The organism is Chloroflexota bacterium (assembly GCA_020850535.1).
Lineage (GTDB): Bacteria > Chloroflexota > UBA6077 > UBA6077 > JACCZL01 > JADZEM01.
The window spans coordinates 19202-37721 of record JADZEM010000219.1; the positions used below are offsets into that span (position 1 = coordinate 19202).

14 protein-coding genes are annotated in these 18520 nt (G+C 69.6%); 5 read left to right on the forward strand and 9 right to left on the reverse strand.

The window, feature by feature from the left end:
* Positions 1–135 precede the first annotated feature (135 nt).
* Positions 136–924 (forward strand): SDR family oxidoreductase, encoded by a 789-nt coding sequence (locus IT306_30350; GenBank protein ID MCC7372752.1) that lies wholly within the window; start codon positions 136–138, stop codon positions 922–924.
* A gap of 57 nt (positions 925–981) precedes the next feature.
* Here the strand turns inward: IT306_30350 and IT306_30355 are convergent, their stop codons facing one another.
* The 4 genes from IT306_30355 to IT306_30370 form a co-directional block, all read right to left on the reverse strand.
* The gene (locus tag IT306_30355; protein ID MCC7372753.1) at positions 982–1815 is read right to left on the reverse strand and encodes a carbohydrate ABC transporter permease; all 834 of its coding nucleotides are present in this window, start codon (positions 1813–1815) and stop codon (positions 982–984) included.
* A 130-nt stretch (positions 1816–1945) separates the two neighbouring features.
* The gene (locus tag IT306_30360; GenBank protein ID MCC7372754.1) at positions 1946–2848 is read right to left on the reverse strand and encodes a sugar ABC transporter permease; all 903 of its coding nucleotides are present in this window, start codon (positions 2846–2848) and stop codon (positions 1946–1948) included.
* Positions 2849–3259: 411 nt separating this feature from the next.
* Positions 3260–4735, reverse strand: coding sequence for a sugar ABC transporter substrate-binding protein (locus IT306_30365; GenBank protein ID MCC7372755.1), 1476 nt, complete (start codon positions 4733–4735; stop codon positions 3260–3262).
* Between the two features lie 117 nt (positions 4736–4852).
* Positions 4853–5929, reverse strand: a complete 1077-nt coding sequence (locus IT306_30370) for an NAD(P)-dependent oxidoreductase (GenBank protein MCC7372756.1) — start codon at positions 5927–5929, stop codon at positions 4853–4855.
* A 316-nt stretch (positions 5930–6245) separates the two neighbouring features.
* Here IT306_30370 and IT306_30375 point away from each other — a divergent pair, with 316 nt between their 5' ends.
* Positions 6246–7241 carry a LacI family DNA-binding transcriptional regulator gene (locus tag IT306_30375; GenBank protein MCC7372757.1) on the forward strand — a complete coding sequence of 332 codons (996 nt, stop codon included), beginning with the start codon at positions 6246–6248 and terminating at the stop codon, positions 7239–7241.
* 173 nt (positions 7242–7414) lie between these two features.
* On the opposite strand, the gene IT306_30380 is transcribed toward IT306_30375, so the two are convergent.
* The 3 genes from IT306_30380 to IT306_30390 form a co-directional block, all read right to left on the reverse strand.
* Positions 7415–8947 (reverse strand): extracellular solute-binding protein, encoded by a 1533-nt coding sequence (locus IT306_30380; GenBank protein ID MCC7372758.1) that lies wholly within the window; start codon positions 8945–8947, stop codon positions 7415–7417.
* Between the two features lie 253 nt (positions 8948–9200).
* A complete protein-coding gene (locus IT306_30385) occupies positions 9201–10160 on the reverse strand; it encodes a sugar-binding transcriptional regulator (GenBank protein ID MCC7372759.1) in 960 nt (319 codons plus the stop codon).
* 212 nt (positions 10161–10372) lie between these two features.
* Entirely contained in the window at positions 10373–10621 is a 249-nt protein-coding gene (locus IT306_30390) for a hypothetical protein (protein ID MCC7372760.1), read from the reverse strand.
* A gap of 628 nt (positions 10622–11249) precedes the next feature.
* Between IT306_30390 and IT306_30395 the strand changes: the two genes are divergently transcribed.
* Complete coding sequence (locus IT306_30395; protein MCC7372761.1) at positions 11250–12557, forward strand: CoA transferase; 1308 nt, start codon at positions 11250–11252, stop codon at positions 12555–12557.
* A gap of 10 nt (positions 12558–12567) precedes the next feature.
* Here IT306_30395 and IT306_30400 read toward each other — a convergent pair whose 3' ends face one another.
* Complete coding sequence (locus tag IT306_30400) at positions 12568–12942, reverse strand: hypothetical protein (GenBank protein ID MCC7372762.1); 375 nt, start codon at positions 12940–12942, stop codon at positions 12568–12570.
* 102 nt (positions 12943–13044) lie between these two features.
* Between IT306_30400 and IT306_30405 the strand changes: the two genes are divergently transcribed.
* Complete coding sequence (locus IT306_30405; GenBank protein ID MCC7372763.1) at positions 13045–14814, forward strand: proline--tRNA ligase; 1770 nt, start codon at positions 13045–13047, stop codon at positions 14812–14814.
* Positions 14815–14923: 109 nt separating this feature from the next.
* Here IT306_30405 and IT306_30410 read toward each other — a convergent pair whose 3' ends face one another.
* A complete protein-coding gene (locus IT306_30410; protein MCC7372764.1) occupies positions 14924–16357 on the reverse strand; it encodes an amidase in 1434 nt (477 codons plus the stop codon).
* A gap of 209 nt (positions 16358–16566) precedes the next feature.
* On the opposite strand from IT306_30410, the gene IT306_30415 reads away from it, so the two are divergent.
* Positions 16567–18519 (forward strand): PAS domain S-box protein, encoded by a 1953-nt coding sequence (locus IT306_30415; protein MCC7372765.1) that lies wholly within the window; start codon positions 16567–16569, stop codon positions 18517–18519.
* Position 18520 lies beyond the last annotated feature (1 nt).

Here is an 18520-nt window from a genome sequence, read left to right on the forward strand (position 1 = left end):
CGGTCTGTTGCCATACTCTACCATAGAACTAGAGAAAGTCAACAATCAAGCCGTTTCGGGCCGGTCTATCATCCTTCCGCACTGCTGCGCGCCCGGCCCTGGACCGATCCTGGCGCGCCGTCGAGGAGGACTGGCATGGCAGATCGGCTGGCTGGCAAGGTCGCACTGGTGACCGGTGCGGGGTCGAGCGGCCCCGGCATCGGCAATGGCAAGGCGACGGCCACCCTGTTCGCCCGTGAGGGGGCGAAGGTGGCGTGCGTCGACCGCGTCCTGGAGCGGGCCGCGGAGACGGTCGCGAGCATCGAGGCCGAGGGCGGCACGGCGTTCGCGCTCTCAGCCGACGTGACCCAGCGCGACCAGTGCGAGCAGATGGTCACGGCCGCCGTCGAGCGGTACGGCCGGCTCGACATCCTCCACAACAACGTCGGCGTCGGCTCGCGTCAGCCGATCTGGGAGATCTCCGAGGCCGAGTGGGACCGCGTGATGGACCTGAACCTCAAGTCGATGGTCTTCACGTCGCAGGCGGCGATCCCCCACCTGGAGGCCAGCGGGCACGGCGCGATTATCAACATCGCGTCTATCGCCGGCCTGCGCCACTATCGGAACATCCCGGCCTACCAGGTGAGCAAGGCCGGGGTGATCGGCCTGACGATCTCGATGGCCGGCGATCTCGGCGAGCGCGGGATTCGGGTGAACTGCATCGCGCCCGGGCAGGTCTGGACGCCGATGGCGGCGGCCCACATGAGTCCGGAGCGGCGGGCCGAGCGGGAGCGCTCCAGCATGCTCAAGACCGAGGGCAACGCCTGGGACATCGGCTGGGCGGCGGTGTACCTCGCCAGCGAGGAGGCGCGCTGGGTGACCGGGCAGGTGCTGGTCATCGACGCCGGCGTGACGCTGACGGTGCGCGGCGGCACCGGGGGCTGATGCCGTCCGGCCATGGACCGGGAGTGGGAGAGGCGGCAGCCGCCTCTCCCACGACACTCAGGCGTTGACGCCGCCGGCCGTCACGCCCGACAGGAAGTAGCGGCGCACCAGCAGCGCGAACACGATCACCGGCAGCATCGTCAGGACGCCGCCGGCTGCAAGCTGGCCCCACTCGGCGCGCTGCTCGGTGACCAGGCCGCCGAGCGCCACCGGCATCGTCTTGGCCGCCTCGCCGCCGAGGATCAGCACCAGCACCAGCTCGTTCCAGGCCCCGATGCCGGTGAAGACCGCCGTGGCGACCAGCCCCGGCGCGGCCAGCGGCAGGGCCACCCGGACGATCGACCCGATCCGCGAGCAGCCGTCGATCATCGCCGCGTCCTCGATCTCCGGCGGGATCGCCGCGAAGAACGCCCGCATCATCCAGATCACGAAGCTGATCCCGACGAGGCTGCCGGCGACGATCACCCCGAGGGCCGTCCCGAACAGGTTCAACTGCTGCAGGATGATGAACAGCGGCACCACCGCCACGTAGGATGGCACGATCCGCACGCTCAGCACCGTGAACGAGATCTGCTCGGCCGAGCCGACCGGGAAGCGAGCCAGGGCGTAGGCGGCCGGCGTCCCAAACAGCAATGCCACGAAGGTCGTGCCGAGGGCGATGAACGCGGTGTTCCACATGACCTGCCCGAAGCCTGACGACTCGAACAGGTTGCGGTAGTTCTGGAGCGTCGGCACGAACACGAACTTCGGCGGGAGGGTGGAGGCCGTCACGCCGTCCTGAAACGACATCGTGGCGATCCAGTAGAGCGGGAAGATGAAGACGACCGTCATGGCGCCGGCCAGGGCGGTCAGCATGATCCGCCGGGTCGTGCGGCGGGCGGCGTACGTCACGGCTGGCCTCCCTTCAGGTGGTCTGGCAGGTGGTCTGGCAGGTGGTCTGGCAGGTGGTCTGGCGCGAGATCTCGTGCTTGCCGTGGCACGTCTGATGGCAAACACGGTCGGACACACGCACGTCGCGGCATCATGCGGGCTGCTCCCGGCGCTCACTCAGGGCACGCATCATCACCCACGCCAGCAGCGAGATCACCGCCACCAGCACCATCGCCATCGCGGCGGCGTAGTCCAGACGGTAGAAGCGGAAGCCGGTCCGCCAGATGTACAGCCCGATGACCTCGGTGAGCCGGGCCGGGCCGCCGTCGGTGGTCGCGTAGATGATGGCGAAGACTTTCAGCACGTCCACCACGCCCATCAGCAGGGCGACCTGGCAGACCGGCCGCAGCAGCGGCAGCGTCAGGTGGCGGAACAGTTGGACGTCGCCAGCGCCGTCGAGGCGGGCGGCCTCGTACGGCTCACGCGGGAGCGAGAGCAACCCGGCCAGCAGGATGATGGCGAAGAATGGCGTCAGCTCCCAGACGGTGATGGCGATCACCGAGGACATAGCCGACTGGGGCGAGCCGAGCCAGTCCCGGCCGGTCGTCCCGAGCACGTAGTTGAGCACGCCGAGGATCGGGTGCATCATCAGGCGGAACGCCACGCCGACGACGACCGGCGAGATGACGTACGGCAGGATCAGGACGCTGCGGAAGAACGCCTTGCCCCAGAGGTCGTCCGACGCGAGCAACAGCGCCACGCCCAGCCCCAGCAGGAACGAGCAGACCAGGGTGCTGGCCGAGAAGATGACGGTGTTTCGCACCGAGAGGCGCAGGGCGTTGTCGCCAAGCATCTCGGCGTAGTGTTTGAAGCCGACAAACGGATGGTCGGCGGCAGACCAGTCGCTGACGCTGACGTTGAGGGTGTAGATCAGCGGGAAGACGGCGAACAGGGCGAACCAGAGCATCGCCGGCGCGAGGTAGAGCCACGGGCCGAGGTTGAGCCGGTGGCTCGGGTTCGGGCGGGCGTGTGCCACCCGCGCAGGCTGGAGCATGGCGTTCTCCGAAAACTGAAGGCGGGAAGATGCCCCTGCGCCGCCGACGAGGCACGTACCTCTCGGCGGCGCAGGGGCGGACAGACTCACCAGATCGACAAGCCGTCAATGCTGCGCGCACGCCTCCCTGTCATCCTGAGTGAAGCGAGCCTGCGAGTGGAACGAAGGACCTCACCCGCTGACCGTCAGCCACTCGATGACCTGGTAGTCAGCGCTCTCCACCGAGTGAAGTGAAGGATCTCCCCCGCTGACCGTCACCATCCGCGTCAGCGGGTGAGGTCCTTCGCTTCGCTCAGGATGACATGGCAACGTGCACACGTCGCACCGGACGAGGGCCTGCCTCAGCTTGAATCGGTCCGCCCAAACGTCCGTCTCACAGCGGCGTTCGCGCGGAGGAGTACGGGTAGGCGACTACTTCTGGTAACCCTCGCGCTTGAGGATGGCGGCCACGGCGGCATCGGCGTCCTTGAGCGCGGTGGCCGAGTCCTTGACCCCCACGACGGCCGCGTTGATCTCGTCGCTGACCTTGGTCAGGATCTCGGCGGACGCCTTCACGCGCGGCACGTAGTCCGGGTTCCCCTTGTCGAGGATCTCCTTGAACATCGTGTACTGCGGGTACTTGGCGATGATCTCCTGATCCTTGTACATACTCTCGCGGAAGGCCGCGCCGCCCGCGAAGATCCACGGCTTGGCGTTCTCCTTGGCCGTCATCCACTCGATGAACTGCCAGGCCGGCTCGCGCTGCTTGCTGAGCGAGGAGATCGCCAGCAGGTGCGAGGAGGTCTCCGGGCGCGGCCCCTTCGGGCCGGCCGGCGCGACGGCATACCCGAACTTGCCGGCGAACTGGGACTGGGCCGGGTCTTCGAGCAGCGGCGTGATGATGGTCACGTCGTTGGCCATCGCCGCAACGCCGGTCTGCAGCTCCTTGACGATCTCGCCGTAGCTCTTGTTGGAGGCCGGCGAGCCGAACTTCTCGATCTTCAGGAAGGCGTCGAGGGCGTTCTTCGCCTCCGGGTCGGTCAGGTGGGTCTTGTACTCCTTGTCGAAGACGATGCCGCCGTAGGAGTAGAGCCAGCCCATCCAGTCGTAGGCTGCCGAGCCGCCGGCGCGGTTGCGCTGGGAGAAGCCGAACTGGTTCTTCTCCTTGACGGTCAGCTTCTCGGCGGCAGCGGTCATCTCGTCAACGGTCGTCGGGACTTTCAGGCCGGCGGCGTCGAAGAGGTCCTTGCGGTACGAGAGCATCCGCTCCTCGATCATGATGGCGATGCCGTACAGCTTGTCCTTGACCGTGCCGATGCCCCGGGCCAGTTTGAGGAAGTCGTCCAGGTCGTACGACTTCGAGACCATCTCATCCAGCGGGACGACGATGCCGGCCTCGGTCCAGTAGCCGACCGTCTGGGCGCTGTTCATCCAGACGATGTCGTACTCGCCCTTCTTGGCCTGGAAGTCGATGTTGACCTTGTCGTTGATCTGCGGCAGATCGAACTCCGAGGTCTTGATCTCGACGTTCGGGGCCTTCTCCTTGTACGCCTTCAGCATCTCCTTGGTGGCGATCCAGGACGGATGTCCAGCCAGCCCGATCATCGAGAGGGTGACGGGGCCGCCAGACTTGGCGGCGGGCGCGGCCTGGGCCGGCTTGGCGGCTTCGGCTGGCTTGGCCGCCTCAGCGGGCTTCGCGGCCGCGGTGGTCGGCTGGGCCGCGGCGGCCGGCGCGGCCGGCTTGGTCTCGGCAGGCTTCGACTCGGCCGGCTTGGCCGGAGCCGTGGTCGAGCCCTGGCCGCCGCAGGCAGCGGCCACCGGCAGGGCAGCCGTCGCGAGGGCGGCCATCAGGAAGTGGCGGCGCGAGCAACGCTGCTCGAACGATGGGGTGGGGGTGACGCGAGCCATGGCGGTTCTCCTCCTTGAGCCGAGCGTGCCCCGACACTGGGGCGCAGTCTGGGCCGAGCGGAACGCGGAGCGCTCGCGGGCACGCTGGCGGCCGCGAGCCGAGGAGGCGGTCGGTGGCTAGCGAGCGACAGGCAGTTTGGCCGGGATGATCCCGACGTCCTGGCCTGCCAGCATGGCGAGGCCGTCGTCCACCGCGCGGAAGAAGTCGATCTCGGGGCGGTAGCCGAGGACGGCGCGGGCCTTCGCCGTCGAGATCTCATAGGCCTGGCGGAACGGGACCGGGGCCGGCCGCCACGGCAGATTGAGACGCTCGGAGAGGTGCTTCACGGCCTCCAGCGACGAGACCGGCCCCGGGCCGAGGATGTTGAAGACCTCGCCGACGGCGGCCGGGTTCTCCAGGGCCAGGACCGTGCCCTGCACGGCGTCGCGGACGTCCGTGGGGTGCGAGATGAACGGGCGGCCGTCCTGGTCCGTCAGCGCGATCAGCGGGTCGCCCTCAGACTGGAGCGGCTCGAGGTACTCCCAGGGCGTCGGGAGATGCTGGACCGAGACCCACAGGTAGTTGTTGTGGTTCTCCTTGGCGTACTTGAAGCGGCGAATCTGGGCGCTCAGCCGCCAGGTGGCCCCCGTCGCGCGCTCGTCAGGGCTGCCGACGCCGCCGTACCGCACGATGGCCGTCGGCACCTGGAACTCGGTGAGGTAGTCCAGGCAGAGCCGCTCGCCGACGACCTTCGTCAGGCCGTACAGGTTGACGGGGTCTTGCGGGTGGCTCTCGTCCATCGGGCTGTAGCGGGGGTTGACCGCGGCGTAGGTGGCGTCCGTGCTGCTGAATACGAGCCGGCTCAGGTTGCCGTTCAGGCGGGCGCCTTCGAGGACGTGGAGTGTGGCGTCGACGTTCAAGTGCCAGTACTCGCTGACGCCCATGTCGCCAGCCTCTGGCCCCATCAGCGCGGCGAGGTGGCAGATCGCATCCACCCCGGCGCAGGCCTGGATGACGGCCTGCTCGTCGCGCAGGTCGGCCTCGACGATCTCGGCATCCAGGCCGGCCAGCTTGGCGACGGCGGGATCGCCCGGCAGCGCCACCGCCCGGATGCGGTAGTCCCTGGCCCGCAAAGCCCGGCACAGGTTCGCGCCGATGCGCCCGGTCGCGCCGGTGACGAGGACGAGGTCACCAGACTTCGGAGCACGCGCCATACGACCTCCCAGCAGACAGCAGTGTCAGCGTGCTGGCCGCACGACGGGGCGGGCCAGCGGCGTGGCGAGGCAGGGGAACGCCGCATCGTTGCATCGAGCAACGAAGCGATTGCCAGCAGTGTGATCGGTTCCGTAACCGGTTCCGATGGAGTACGCTATCACAGGTGCGATAGGCTGTCAACCAGAGCGACACCCTTCAACGTTCCTGAAACGTCCGCCCGTCTGCCGCTTGACGGCGCATCCTGGCGGCTCCACAATCAGCGCGTGACGGCCGCGTTGACGGCGTCTGGACACCGGGGGGCTGATGGTCACGATCATGGACATAGCCCGCCGGGCGGGCGTCTCGAAGGTCACCGTCTCGCGGGTGCTGAACAACCGCCCGGACGTGAGCGCCGAGACCCGCGAGCGCATCCTCCAGCTGGTCACGGAGCTGCGCTACACTCCTGACGCGCGGGCGCGCAGCCTGACCCACCGGCGCACGCGGACGGTCGGCCTGCTGATGGACGATCTCACCACGCCGTTCATGCTGGAGTCGATTCGCGGCATCGAACGGGTGATGCGCGAGCGCGGCTACCAGTTGATCCTGGCGAACAGCGATGGCAGCCCCGAACGCGAGCGGGCAACCTTGCGCCTCTTTCGCGAGCACCGGGTGGACGGCATCATCGCGATGCCGTGCCAGTTCGAAAGCTCAGCCATCGAGGATGTGGCGGCGGACGGCACGCCGCTGGTGCTGGTCAATCGCTTTCTCCAGCACGCGAACCTGGATGCCGTGCTGAACGACAACTACGCCGTGGGACGGCTCGGCACGCTCCACCTGGGACGAGCAGGCCGACGCCGAATCGGGCTGATCCTGCGGCGACGCACCATCTCGACGGTCTTCGAGCGGCTGCGCGGCTACCGCGACGCCCTGGCCGAGCTTGGCCTGCCGTTCGACCCGTCGCTGGTGGTGAAGATCGCGGAGACGTTCGAGGGGAGCCGTGAGGCCACCACCCAACTGCTCGGGCTGGCCGAGCCTCCAGACGCGATCTTCGCCTACAACGACGCGGTGGCGCTGGGCGTCCTCAGCGTCCTGCGTGAGCGCGGGCTGCGCGTCCCCGCCGACATGGCGGTGCTCGGCGGGGACCAGTTGACGGGCGGCGATCAGCTCTGGGTGCCGCTCTCGACCATCGCGCAGCGCGGCGCGACCATCGGCGAGCGGGCGGCATGGCTGCTGCTCGCGCGGATCGAGAAGGGGCCAGCGGAGGAGCCGCGGCGGATGCTGGTGCCGCCCGAGCTGATCGTGCGGGCGTCGTGCGGCGCGGCAGGACCGTGACGGTGGCCCGGGAGCCGGGAAGGCCCTCACCCCCCAACCCCCTCTCCCTGTGCGCGGGCGAGGGGGAGCAACGCCTGTCTCGTGTGTCTCCCCCTCGCCCGCGCACAGGACCGGTGGCCCGACTGGGTCGGGGGGTGAGGGCCTTCCCGGGCCTGGGCTGCTGACCCGCGTGTCTACGCCTGCGAGAACAGCGTCGTCAGCTCGGCCTTGGCCTGCTTCAGGCCGTCCTCCACGCTCACGTCGTTCGACCAGATCCGCTGGACGTACCCATCCCAGACCCGAGACGCCTCTGCGCCGCGCCGGCCCGGCCAGGCCGTCTCGCGGGTCAGGCCCTCGTTGAGCTGGGTGTACGCCGCCTCCTGGCCCGGCAGCGTCTGCACCGAATGCTTCGTGACGTTCAGGTAGCCCGTCTGCATCCAGATCTTCGTGCCCTCCTCGGAGGCCGCGAACTTCAGGAAGTCCCAGGCCGCCACCTGCTGATCCTTGTCCTTGGCGTAGCAGCCGATGTACGACCCGCCCGCCGACATCCGCCGAGGCTTGCCGGTGAACAGCGGGAAGGTGCTGGTGTTGAAGTCGAACGAGAGGTTGCGCCGGAACCCGCCCAGCGCCGCGACGCTCGCCATGAACAGCGGGAGCGTGCCGCCGCTGAACGCCGCGTTGTTCTCCTGCGAGGTGGCCGTAGACCAGAGGCCGGCCTTGTTCAGATCGGCGATCGTCTTCATGGCCGTGACGGACTCGGGGCTGTCGATGGCCGGGGTGTTGTCGTCGTTGAGGATGCGGCCGCCGGCGCTCTGGATCAGGCTCTGGGCCGGCCAGTCCGAGTTGGTCCCGACGCCGATGATCGGCGCATTGGTGACGGCCTTGATCTTCGGTCCCAGCTCCGCAAACGCGGCCCAGTCCTTGAACAGCGCAGCCGGCTCGACGCCTGCCTTCTTCAGGACATCGTTGTTGTAGTAGATGACCGGGCAGGACAGCGCGTACGGGAAGCCCTTGCGCTTGCCGTTGAGTGTCACGAGGTTGACGGCGGCCGGGTTCATGTTGGCCAGCATCGTGTCAAGCTCGCCGGCCGGCGCGAGGTCTTCCAGGTTCGTCGTGTTGAGGGCCGCCTCCGCGAAGTTGATGAACGCCCACGGCGTCATCACCAGGGCCGGCGGCTTGCCGGCCGCCATGTCGGCCTGCGCCTTCTGGATGCTCTCCAGGTAGACGGTGCTGTCTACGCGGCTGTTGACCTTCACGCCGGTGTTCCTGGCGTTGTAGGCGTTCACGACCTGCTCGGCCGGGTGGACCTGGGCAGACGTCGCGCCGGGCGGGGTGGCCCAGATGTGCGAGAAGTCGATCTGCACGGTCCGGCCGGTGAAGACCGGGGCCTGCTGGGCGGCCGGCGAGGGTGCAGGCGATGCGGCAGCGGCCGGGGAGGCCACCGGCGCGGCAGCAGCGGGCGACGCGCTGGCCGCCGGCGAGGCCCCAGCAGCAGGGGACGCCGCGGCAGCGCCGGCCGGCGAGGCGGCCGGCGCCGGCGACGCCTGCCCGCCGACCGCGACGGGCGGCGGCGCCGAGGTGCCGGCCGGCTTGGGGGCGGTGGTCGGCGCGGCGGGCGCGGGCGGTGCGCTGCAGGCCGAGAGCAGGGCCGCGCCGGCCGTGGCCAGGGCGCCAAACACGAACGAGCGTCGGGCTACGCGGCGATTCGCGATCTGGTGCAGAGACATTCTGATTCCGTTCGCGGCAGAACGCCGCTGGCCTGCCAGCGGACGCAGGCGCGCCTGTCCCACACAGGCCGCTCTGCCGCCTCTCCCTTCTGTTGAGACTGCGCTCACGAGGCCGCGCGCACCGCGTACGTCAGGGGCCACCCGACCGGTGCGTTGCCGCCTCTGCGGTGCATGCCGTGGACTCCGCTCGCCGTCGAGCGGCCTGGACAGGGTGCGTGTTCCGGCTGCCGACCCGTGCGCTGCCGATGCAGCGTCAGGCGTCGTCAGATAGGGCCAGGACGGCGTCTGCACCGACGTCGTCGATGACCAGCGAGGCGATCAGGCCGCCGCGCAAGGCAGCATGGACTGCCGCCGCCCGCCGCGGGCCGTTGGTCACGCCGACGACGTGGGCGCATCGTCGGAGCACATCCAGGTCGATGCTCAAGACACGGTCTCGATACTCAGTCGCGCACTCCCTCCCGTCACGATCGAAGAATCGTCCACAGATCTCGCCGACAACGCCGCTGCGTCCTAGATCCGCCAGTTCGGCCGGACGGAACACGCCTTGCTCCACGAAGATCGAGTCGGCGAGCGTCCCGATCCCCACGAAGGCCAGGGTCAGGGTGTCGAACAGCTCCCAGACGAGGCGGATGTGGGCGTGGGCCAGCAGCATGTCGCGGGCCTGCCGGTCCTGCACGACGGCCGGCGCGTTCACGGTGTAAAACGCGCCCTGGAGCCGCCGCGCCAGCTCGCGGCTGATCTCCAGCCCGTCGATGGCGGTCGTCTGGGGGCCGATGTTGCCCATCATCGGCAGGATCGTCACGTGCTGGGCGGCCTCGGCCGGGGCCATGAAGCTGACGAGCGCCGCGAGGGTCCGTCCGCCTGAGACGCCGACCGTCGCGCCAGCACCGATCAGCTCGGACGCCGCCGCAGCCGCGAAGTAGCCGACTGTCCGCCCGACGTTCGCCGCCGAGCGGCCAGTGGTCCGGATGACCACCGCGTGGCGCACGCCGAAACGGTCCTGGAGGGCCGCCTCGCGCTGGCGGTCACGCGGGTCGTAGGGGCTGACCGAGATCTGGACGAGGCCCCGGTCGCGCGCGCTCTTGAGCAGGCGCGAGACGGTGGAGCGGGAGACGCCGAGGAGGTCGCCGATCTCGCGCTGGTCGAGCTGATCGAGGTAGTACATCCGCGCAGCGGAGGCGAGCAAGTCGTCCGAGTCGTCAGGAACAGCCATCAGACGGCGCTCTCTCTCCAGGGCCGCACAGATGTGCATGAACAGATGTGTACGCCTGCGAGGGAGCGTACCATCCGTCCCGGAGGGTGTCAAGTGACGCGCTCAAGCGTCGGTGGGAATGTGTGAGCGTTCAGTTGTCAGTCATCAGTTGTCAGTGCTGAATGCCTCTCACCGATCGCTGACGACTGACAACTGATGACTGGCCACTCGTCTCAGTACTGGCGGTCGCCGGACGCCTCAACGGCCCAACGGCGGCGCTCCTCTGCCAACGGACGCCACTCTTCGGCGGCGCTCGTCGTGGTGAAGCGGGGGAACCAGCGCCCCTTGAGGCCGATGGTCGCGGTGGCAGGGCGCTCGACGGTCTTCGCAGCCGTTGACGTCGTCGTGTCGGCGTCATCCGACGTGAAACAGGCGCGGTCGAGACGGCGGTACCAGATAGCCTGGGCGGTTTCGCGATGCATGGGCGCACGCTCCTCGTGATGTGGAGTGGGTGCGCTTCCTTCACTGGGCCTACGGGGTTAGCTGTCGGGTTCGGATCGGAAGCGTCGAGATCCTACGCGCCGGCGAGGCACGATTCACCCCAGGTCAAGACCTTGACGCGCGCATCAGGGGCTGATGCGCATCATCCACGCCGGCCGCGTTGCTCGGGCCAGTGCGGATTCGGGTCCCCCGCCCTGCCGCCCCTCGGGGCTGGCAAGCTCGGCCGGGTCGTTCTGGGAACTCGCTCCTTTCACATCCTCGGGTCGCAGGGTCTCTGAGGGTTGAGCCTCGCTGCGCGACGATGTGCGGAGAGGCGTTGGCGTGACCGGTGTGGTGAGGGCGTCAATTGCCCCCTGGTCCCATGCGCCAACAGACACCAACAGTATAGCAGTCGATTCCGGGGCCTCCCCGAACGCGCGTCTCGGACGCGCTACGAGAGACGAGCCGTCGCAAGAGGTAACGCACGGACCGTGCCCCTGGGGGATCACCCACCTGGGTCGTTGCTGCTTGGGCCGTCGGGGGTGAGGTCAGCCTGGCCGGGACCGCCGCTGCTGCTGCGTCGGGGTGTACTAAAATCTCCTGCATGCTCGCCGGACAGCGCCGTTCAGCATGACCGCCCACCTGCTCGCCGGCGTCCGCGTCGTCGATCTGACCTGGGCGCTGTCGGGTCCGTTCTGCACCCTCCTGCTGGCTGGCCTGGGTGCGGACGTCATCAAGATCGAGAACCCGGCCGGTCCGGACTCCTCCCGTACCAACGCACCGTTCCTCGGGCGAGACGGCCTCAGCGTCCTGCAGCGCCACGAAGACGACATGTCGCTCGGGCATATCGTGCGCTCGCGCGGGAAGCGGGCGGTCACGCTCAACCTGAAGCATCCGCAGGGCCGCGAGGTCTTCGCCGATCTGGTGCGCGATGCTCACGTGGTGGTCGAGAACTTCTCCCGTGGCACGCTCGACCGGTTGGGCGTCGGCTACGCCTGGGGTGCCGGCATCAACCCGGCCATCGTCTACTGCTCGATCAGCGGCTTCGGCGCTGACGGCCCGCCCGGCGGCGGCAAGGCGATGGACGTGGTGATTCAGGCGTTGAGCGGCCTGATGCTGGCCAGCGGCAACGCCGACGACCCTCCCATCCGCAACGGCGTCCCGCTGGGCGACCTGACCGCGCCGCTGTTCGCCGCGATCGGCATCCTGGCGGCGCTCCGGCAGGCCGAGCAGACAGGCGTCGGGCAGCAGGTGGACGTCTCGATGCTCGGAGCGCTGACGTCGCTGGTGGGCGCGGAGCCGTTCGACGCGATGGCCCGCTGCGGCGTCCCCGTCCGGACCGGCCCGAAAATGACCCGCCTCGTGCCGTTCGGCATCTTCCAGACGGCGGACGGCTTCGTCACGCTGACCGCGCCGACCGACCGTCAGTTCGCGGACATCGTGGGGGTGATGGGCCAGCCCGGCCTGCTGACTGACGAGCGCTTTCGCACCCGCGACCGCCGCGTCGCGAACGCGCAGGCGTTGGAAGAGATGGTGGAAGCGTGGACGCGCTCCCACACCACGGCGGAGGTCGTGACGCTGCTGGACGCGGTCGGCGTGCCGGCGGCCGAGGTCCGCGACCCGCGCGAGGCCGTCCACGACGAGCGGGTCTTGCGGCGCGGGGAGATCGTGCCGCTGCGCCACCCGACGTACCGTCCGGCCCTGGCCGCCACCGAGGGGTCAGCGGCCGGCCGCTCAGCGGATGCCGCCGCCCCGGGCGAGCCGGCTGGCGACGCCGAGGTCTACGGCACCGGCCTGCCCATCCGCTTCTCGGCCGCCGAGGCTGGCTACGCCCGGCCGGCCCCGTGGGTCGGCGAGCACAACGACGAGGTCTACGGCGGCCTGCTGGGCTACACCCCCGAGCGGCTCGCCCGGCTGCGAGCAGACGGCGTCATCTGAGCCGACCGCCTCATCGGCCGTCGGCTCGCTCGGGCACGTGGTCGTCGTCGTCGACGTCTTCGTCGTCGTCCTGCATCAGGTCGTCGGCCGGCAGCTCCTCGCCGAACCGCTCGCGCCAGAACTGCCGCGCCCCCTCCGGATCGGATTCGAGCAGCTCATCCAGCCTGAGCAGATCCTCGTCCGTGAGCTGGGCCAGCCGGGCGACGGTCTCCGCCGAGGCGTCAACCGCCTCCGGCTCCTCGTCATCGTCGTGCCCGTTGGTCAGGGCCACGCCGCGCCCACCGCGACCGTGCACCAGCAGCTCCAGAAGCTGCGCCGCCAGCGCGAGCTCCTCTCCTGGCAGCTGGTCGACCAACTCGTGTAAACGTCTGCGTTCATCCGCCACGCAGCGCACCTCCATCCTGCCAGGGTGTACACCATCGAGTCTGCTATTGCCAGTCGCAAGCCCGACTGCGCTAACGTTGTACTGACGCAGTGAGGAATCGTGATGACCGTTTCACGTTGGAGTCGGCTGTTTGCGCCGACGCTCAAAGAAGCTCCCGTCGATGCCGTCGCCGTCTCCCACCGCCTGCTGGTACGGGCCGGGTTCGTTCGGCAACTGGCGGCCGGCATCTACAGCTACCTGCCGCTGGCGATCCGCACGCTGGCGAAGGTCGAGGCCATCATCCGCGAGGAGATGGAGCGCATCGGCGGTCAGGAGTTCCGCCTGCCGGCCCTCCACCCGGCCGAGATCTGGCGGCAGAGCGGTCGGTGGGAGGTCATGGGCGACGAGATGTTCCGTCTGACCGACCGCCGGGGCAGCGAGTATGGCCTGGGGATGACCCACGAGGAGATCTTCACCCTGCTGGCCCGTGATGAGCTACGCAGCTATCGCGACCTTCCGCAAGTCTGGTACCAGATCCAGACCAAGTTCCGAGACGAGCCACGCCCGAAGTCCGGCCTGCTGCGGGTCCGCGAGTTCCCGATGAAGGACGCCTACACCTTCGACCTCGACCAGGCCGGGCTGGACGCCGCCTACGACGATCAGCGCGCCGCCTACGAGCGCATCTTCCGACGTTGCGGCATCCCGACCGTCATGGTGCAGGCGCACTCGGGGGCGATGGGCGGCAGCGGCTCGGCGGAGTTCATGGCGCGCACGGACGCCGGCGAGGATCTGGTGGCGGCCTGCACCTCGTGTGACTATGCCGCCAATGTCGAGACGGCCATCGCGCGGATCGAGGCGGCCGGCGCGCCAGACCCGGCCGATCTGCGTGACACGCCCGAGCGGTTCGCGACGCCCGGCGTGGTGACCATCGACGCGCTGGCGTCGCCGCCGTACAGCGTCGCCCCGCATCGTCAGCTCAAGACGCTGATCTACGTCGCGGACGGCACGCCGGTCGTGGCGGTCGTGCGCGGCGATCACTCCCTGAGCGAGGCGAAACTCCAGACGGCGACGGGCGCGAGCGTCGTGCGCCCTGCTGCCCCCGAGGAGATCGTCCCGCTGATGGGGGCGCATCCTGGCTCGCTGGGGGCGGTGCGGTTCACGGGGGCGACGGTCCTGGTGGACACGGTGCTGGCCGAGGCCGCCGGCATGGTGACCGGGGCCAACGACGACGGCGTCCACCTGCGCGGTGTGGATGTCCAGCGCGACGTGCTGCCGTTCGGGCTGGCCGGGCAGGATGGCGCGGCCGGCGCACGGGCGATCGATCTCCGCACCGTCCAGCCTGGGGAGGGCTGCCCCCGCTGCGACGGTCACCTGGAGGTCTTCAAGGCGCTGGAGCTGGGGCACATCTTCAAGCTTGGCGCCAAGTACTCGACGCCGCTCGGCGCGAACGTGCTGACGGCGGACGGCGCGAGCGTCCCGATCTTCATGGGCAGCTACGGCATCGGCGTCGGGCGGGTGATGGCGGCGGCCATCGAGCTGCACCACGACGACGACGGCATCATCTGGCCGTGGAGCATCGCGCCGTATCACGTGCAGTTGCTGACGCTCGGGCGCGAGCCGGCCCTGGCCCAGTGCGCCGAGGAGGTGCTGGCGATGCTCCAGGCGGCCGGCCTGGACGTGCTCTACGACGACCGCGACGCGCGGGCCGGCGTGAAGTTCAAGGATGCCGACCTGCTGGGCCTGCCACTGCGGCTGAGCATCGGGCAGAAGGGGCTGGCGCAGGGCGCCGTCGAGTGGAAGGAGCGAGACGGCGGGGCGGTCGAGCTGACGCCGCTGGCGGAGCTGCCGGAGCGGCTGCGGGCGTCGATCGAGCGACGCAGCCGGACCCGGTAGCGACTCCTTGAGACAGCGGCTCAGGCTCGGGCGGAATCGAGCTGTTCGTTGTTGGCGACGACCTCCTGCGCCCTGGCATAGCTTTCGATCAGCAACTGCTGCGGCCTGACTACTGCGCCACCGGCGGCTTCCGGCCGAACCAGGGCTTTGCCGCCTCCAGCTGGCTCCCCAGCCGGATCAGCGCGGCCTCGTCGCCGAACGGGGCCACCAGCTGCACCGCGATGGGGAAGCCCGTCGCGCTCTGCCCGAGCGGCAGCATCATGGCCGGCTGGCCCGTCAGGTTGAACCAGACGGTGAACGGCGAGAAGGTGAACACCCGCCGCCAGTACTCGTGGACGTCGTCCATCATCATGTCGATCCACCCGAGCTTCGGCGGGAGCGTCCCCAGGCCCGGCGTCAGCAGCAGGTCGTACTGCTGGTGGAACGCCGCCATCTGCCGCCCGAGCCGGTGCATCGTCTGGGTGGCGCGCACGTAGTCCGCCGCCGACGTCTGCTCGCCAAGCTGACCGGTCGCCCAGGTGACGTTCTCGACCTCGCCCTGCCGGGCCGAGCGCCCCTTCGTGGGGTGGCTCCCGAGGTTGACCACCGTGTTGACGGCGGCAATCGTCAGGAAGGTCGGGACGACCAGCTCGCCGTCAACCTGCGGGTCGGCCTCCTCGACATGGTGCCCCAGGTCGGCGCAGAGCTTCGCCGTCATCTGGAGCGTCTCCAGGTACTCGGGGGCGACCGGCGCACCGTTCGGGGCCTTCGTGGTGAAGGCGATCCGCAGCGTGCCGGGATCGGCCCCGGCCTCCTGTGCGAACGGCCGCCTCGGGGCTGGCGCAGCGTAGGGATCGCCCAGGCCAGGGCCGGAGATGGCGTCCAGCAGCGTCGCGGTGTCCCGCACGGAGAGGGTGACGGCATGCTCGGTGGAGCAGCCGCCCAGCCCTTCGCCCGAGTAGGGGGACTGGGTGTTCCGGCCGCGCGTCGGCTTCAGGCCCACCAGACCGCAGCAGGCGGCAGGGGCGCGGATGCTGCCGAAGCCATCCGAAGCGTGGGCCATCGGGAGCATCCGCGAGCCGACCGAGGCCGCCGCCCCGCCAGACGAACCGCCCGAGATGCGGGTGGTGTCCCAGGGACTCTTCGTCGGGCCGTAGGCGCGCGGCTCGCAGGTCAGGGAGAGGCCCAGCTCGCAGGAGTTCGTCCGGCCGAAGATCACCAGCCCGGCCTGCTTGAGCCGCTGAACGTGCTCGCCGTCCTGCGCCACCACCGGCGTATCCTTGAAGAAGTCCGACCCGCGCGTGACGACGTCGCCGGCCTGCCAGCCGGCCAGATCCTTGAGCAGGTATGGGACTCCCGTGAACGGCCCCACCGGCAGCCCATCCGCGATGGCCGCGCGGGCGCGGTCGTCGGCCCGGCCGATGACGGCGTTGACCGCGCCATTGCGGGCCTCGACGCGCTCGATGGCGGCATCCAGCAGCTCGGCGGGTGAGACCTGCTTCCGGCGAACCAGCTCGGCCAGCCCCACGGCATCGTACTGTTCGTACTCGGCGAATCCAGCCACGGACGCCCTCCTTCACGCACGGCCCGGGTCACACTCTGGGCAGCGGGAGAGCGCCCGGGCGGGTGATGCGGCCGGATTCTAGCCAGCCGTGGCGGGTGCGGTCACCTGGGGCCATACCAAACGCTCGGAGATACCCGTTTTGCTCTGTACAATGGGCAGCGGCCGGAGCCAGGAGTGCGCGGTCGCCAGGTTCCGCGAGGATAGGGTCGATGCTGGTACGGGAGCGGGGCTACCACGCCGAAGGTCGCCGCACCATGGCGGCGCGCGTGCGCCGTGGATTCCGGCCCACCGAGCGCTACGCCCGGCTCGCACTGATCACCATCGGCACCGTACTGCTGGTCCTGGCGACGGCGTACTATCGGCTGCTGGGGATCAGGCCGCCCCTGGACTCCCTGCCGGCCCTCGTCGTGGCGACGGTGCTGTGCGTCACGCTGACGGTCCTCTACTGGCTCGGCTGGGATCGTGCCCGCTACGGGCACCTGATGCTCGTCGCGCCGATGGTGGGCGGAACGCTCACCATCTCGTCGTCGGGCGCGCCGTGGTATCTGCCCCAGGCGATCCTGATCCCCAGTGCACTGGCGATGGTCCTGGCCGGGCCGGCCTGGGTCGTGGGCACGTACGTGGTGACGGCAGCCATCCTGCTCGTCCGGGCCGGCCCCCTGGTGGCGCAGCTGGGCCTGGGTCAGGTGCTGGCCTCCGTCATGTGCGTCAGTTGTCTGGTGGTCAGCCGACTGATGATCGACGCCGCCCGCCACGAGGCCGAACAGCGGGCAGATCAGGCCGAGCAGGCCCGCGCCGAGAGCGAGCGGCAGGCCGATGTCCTCCGCCACCAGCAGGCCTCGCTCAACTTCCAGGCGACGCTGCTCTCGGCCGTCGAGCAGCCGGTGGTGGCGAGCGACAGCACCGGCCGCATCACCTACTGGAACCACGCCGCCGAAGCGCTCCTGGGCTGGCAAGCTGATGAGGTGGTCGGGAAGCGCATCGCCGACCTGAACCCACCGCCGCACGAGCTGCCGAAAGACCCCGACTGGTGGTCTCGACACCGCGAGCCCGGGCCATCCGTCCGCGAGCTGACCGGCGCCCGGCGCGACGGCTCGACGTTCCCCTCGTCGCTCACCTCCTGGCCGATCTTTGGCCCTGACGGCGAGGCGATCGGGCGGGTCACAGTGCTGGCCGATCTGACCGAGCGCCTGGAGGCCGAGCGGCAACGCGACCTCTACCAACAGGGCGAGAAGCTCCGGGCGCTCGGTCAGATGGCCGGCGGCGTCGCGCACGATCTCAACCAGGCGCTGGGCGTGGCCTCCGGGTACGTGCAGCTCGCGCAGGACGAGCTTCGAAGCCTGCCGCCGTCCCCCGAGCGCGCCCGGCTGCTCGAACACCTGACCACCGCCGCCCAGGCCACCGTCCAGGGCGCGGACACCGTCAAGCGGCTCCTGGCGTTCGCCCGCCAGCAGGAGATCGGCGAGCCCGAGATCGTGGACGTGAGCACCGTCGTCGAAGAGGCCGCCCGCTTCACCGCGCCCCAGTGGCGGGATCGCGCACAGGCTGACGGCCGCCCCATCGAGCTGACGCTGGACATCAGCGGCAAGCTGCACGTGCGCGGCTGGGCGGACTCGCTGCGCGAGGCGCTGGTGAACCTGATCTTCAACGCCGTCGACGCCATGCCCGAGGGCGGAGCGATCCACATGACGTCGAGCCGCGAGGGCACGATGGTCGTCGTCGCCGTATCCGACACCGGGACCGGCATGCCGCCGGATGTCCAGGCGCGCATCTTCGAGCCGTTCTACACGACCAAGGGCGAGGCCGGAACCGGCCTCGGCCTCGCGATGGTCTTCGGCATTGTCGAGCGGCTGGGCGGCAAGATCGGCGTCCGCTCAGCGGAAGGCCAGGGAACGACGTTCACGCTGCGCCTGCCAGTGGCAACCGAGCTGGCAGCGGCCCCTGCGCCTGCGGAGCACCCTGCTGAGGCGCCGCCTGCCCGCATCCTGGTGGTGGACGACGAGCCGCCGCTGGCGATGCTCCTGGCCGTGGCGCTCCGCCGTGCGAAGCACCAGGTCGATACCGCGCCGAGCGGCGAACGGGCGCTCGATCTGCTGGCGGCTGCGCCGTACGACATGGTGATCTCGGACTTGAGCCTGGGCGCCGGCATCAACGGTTGGTAGC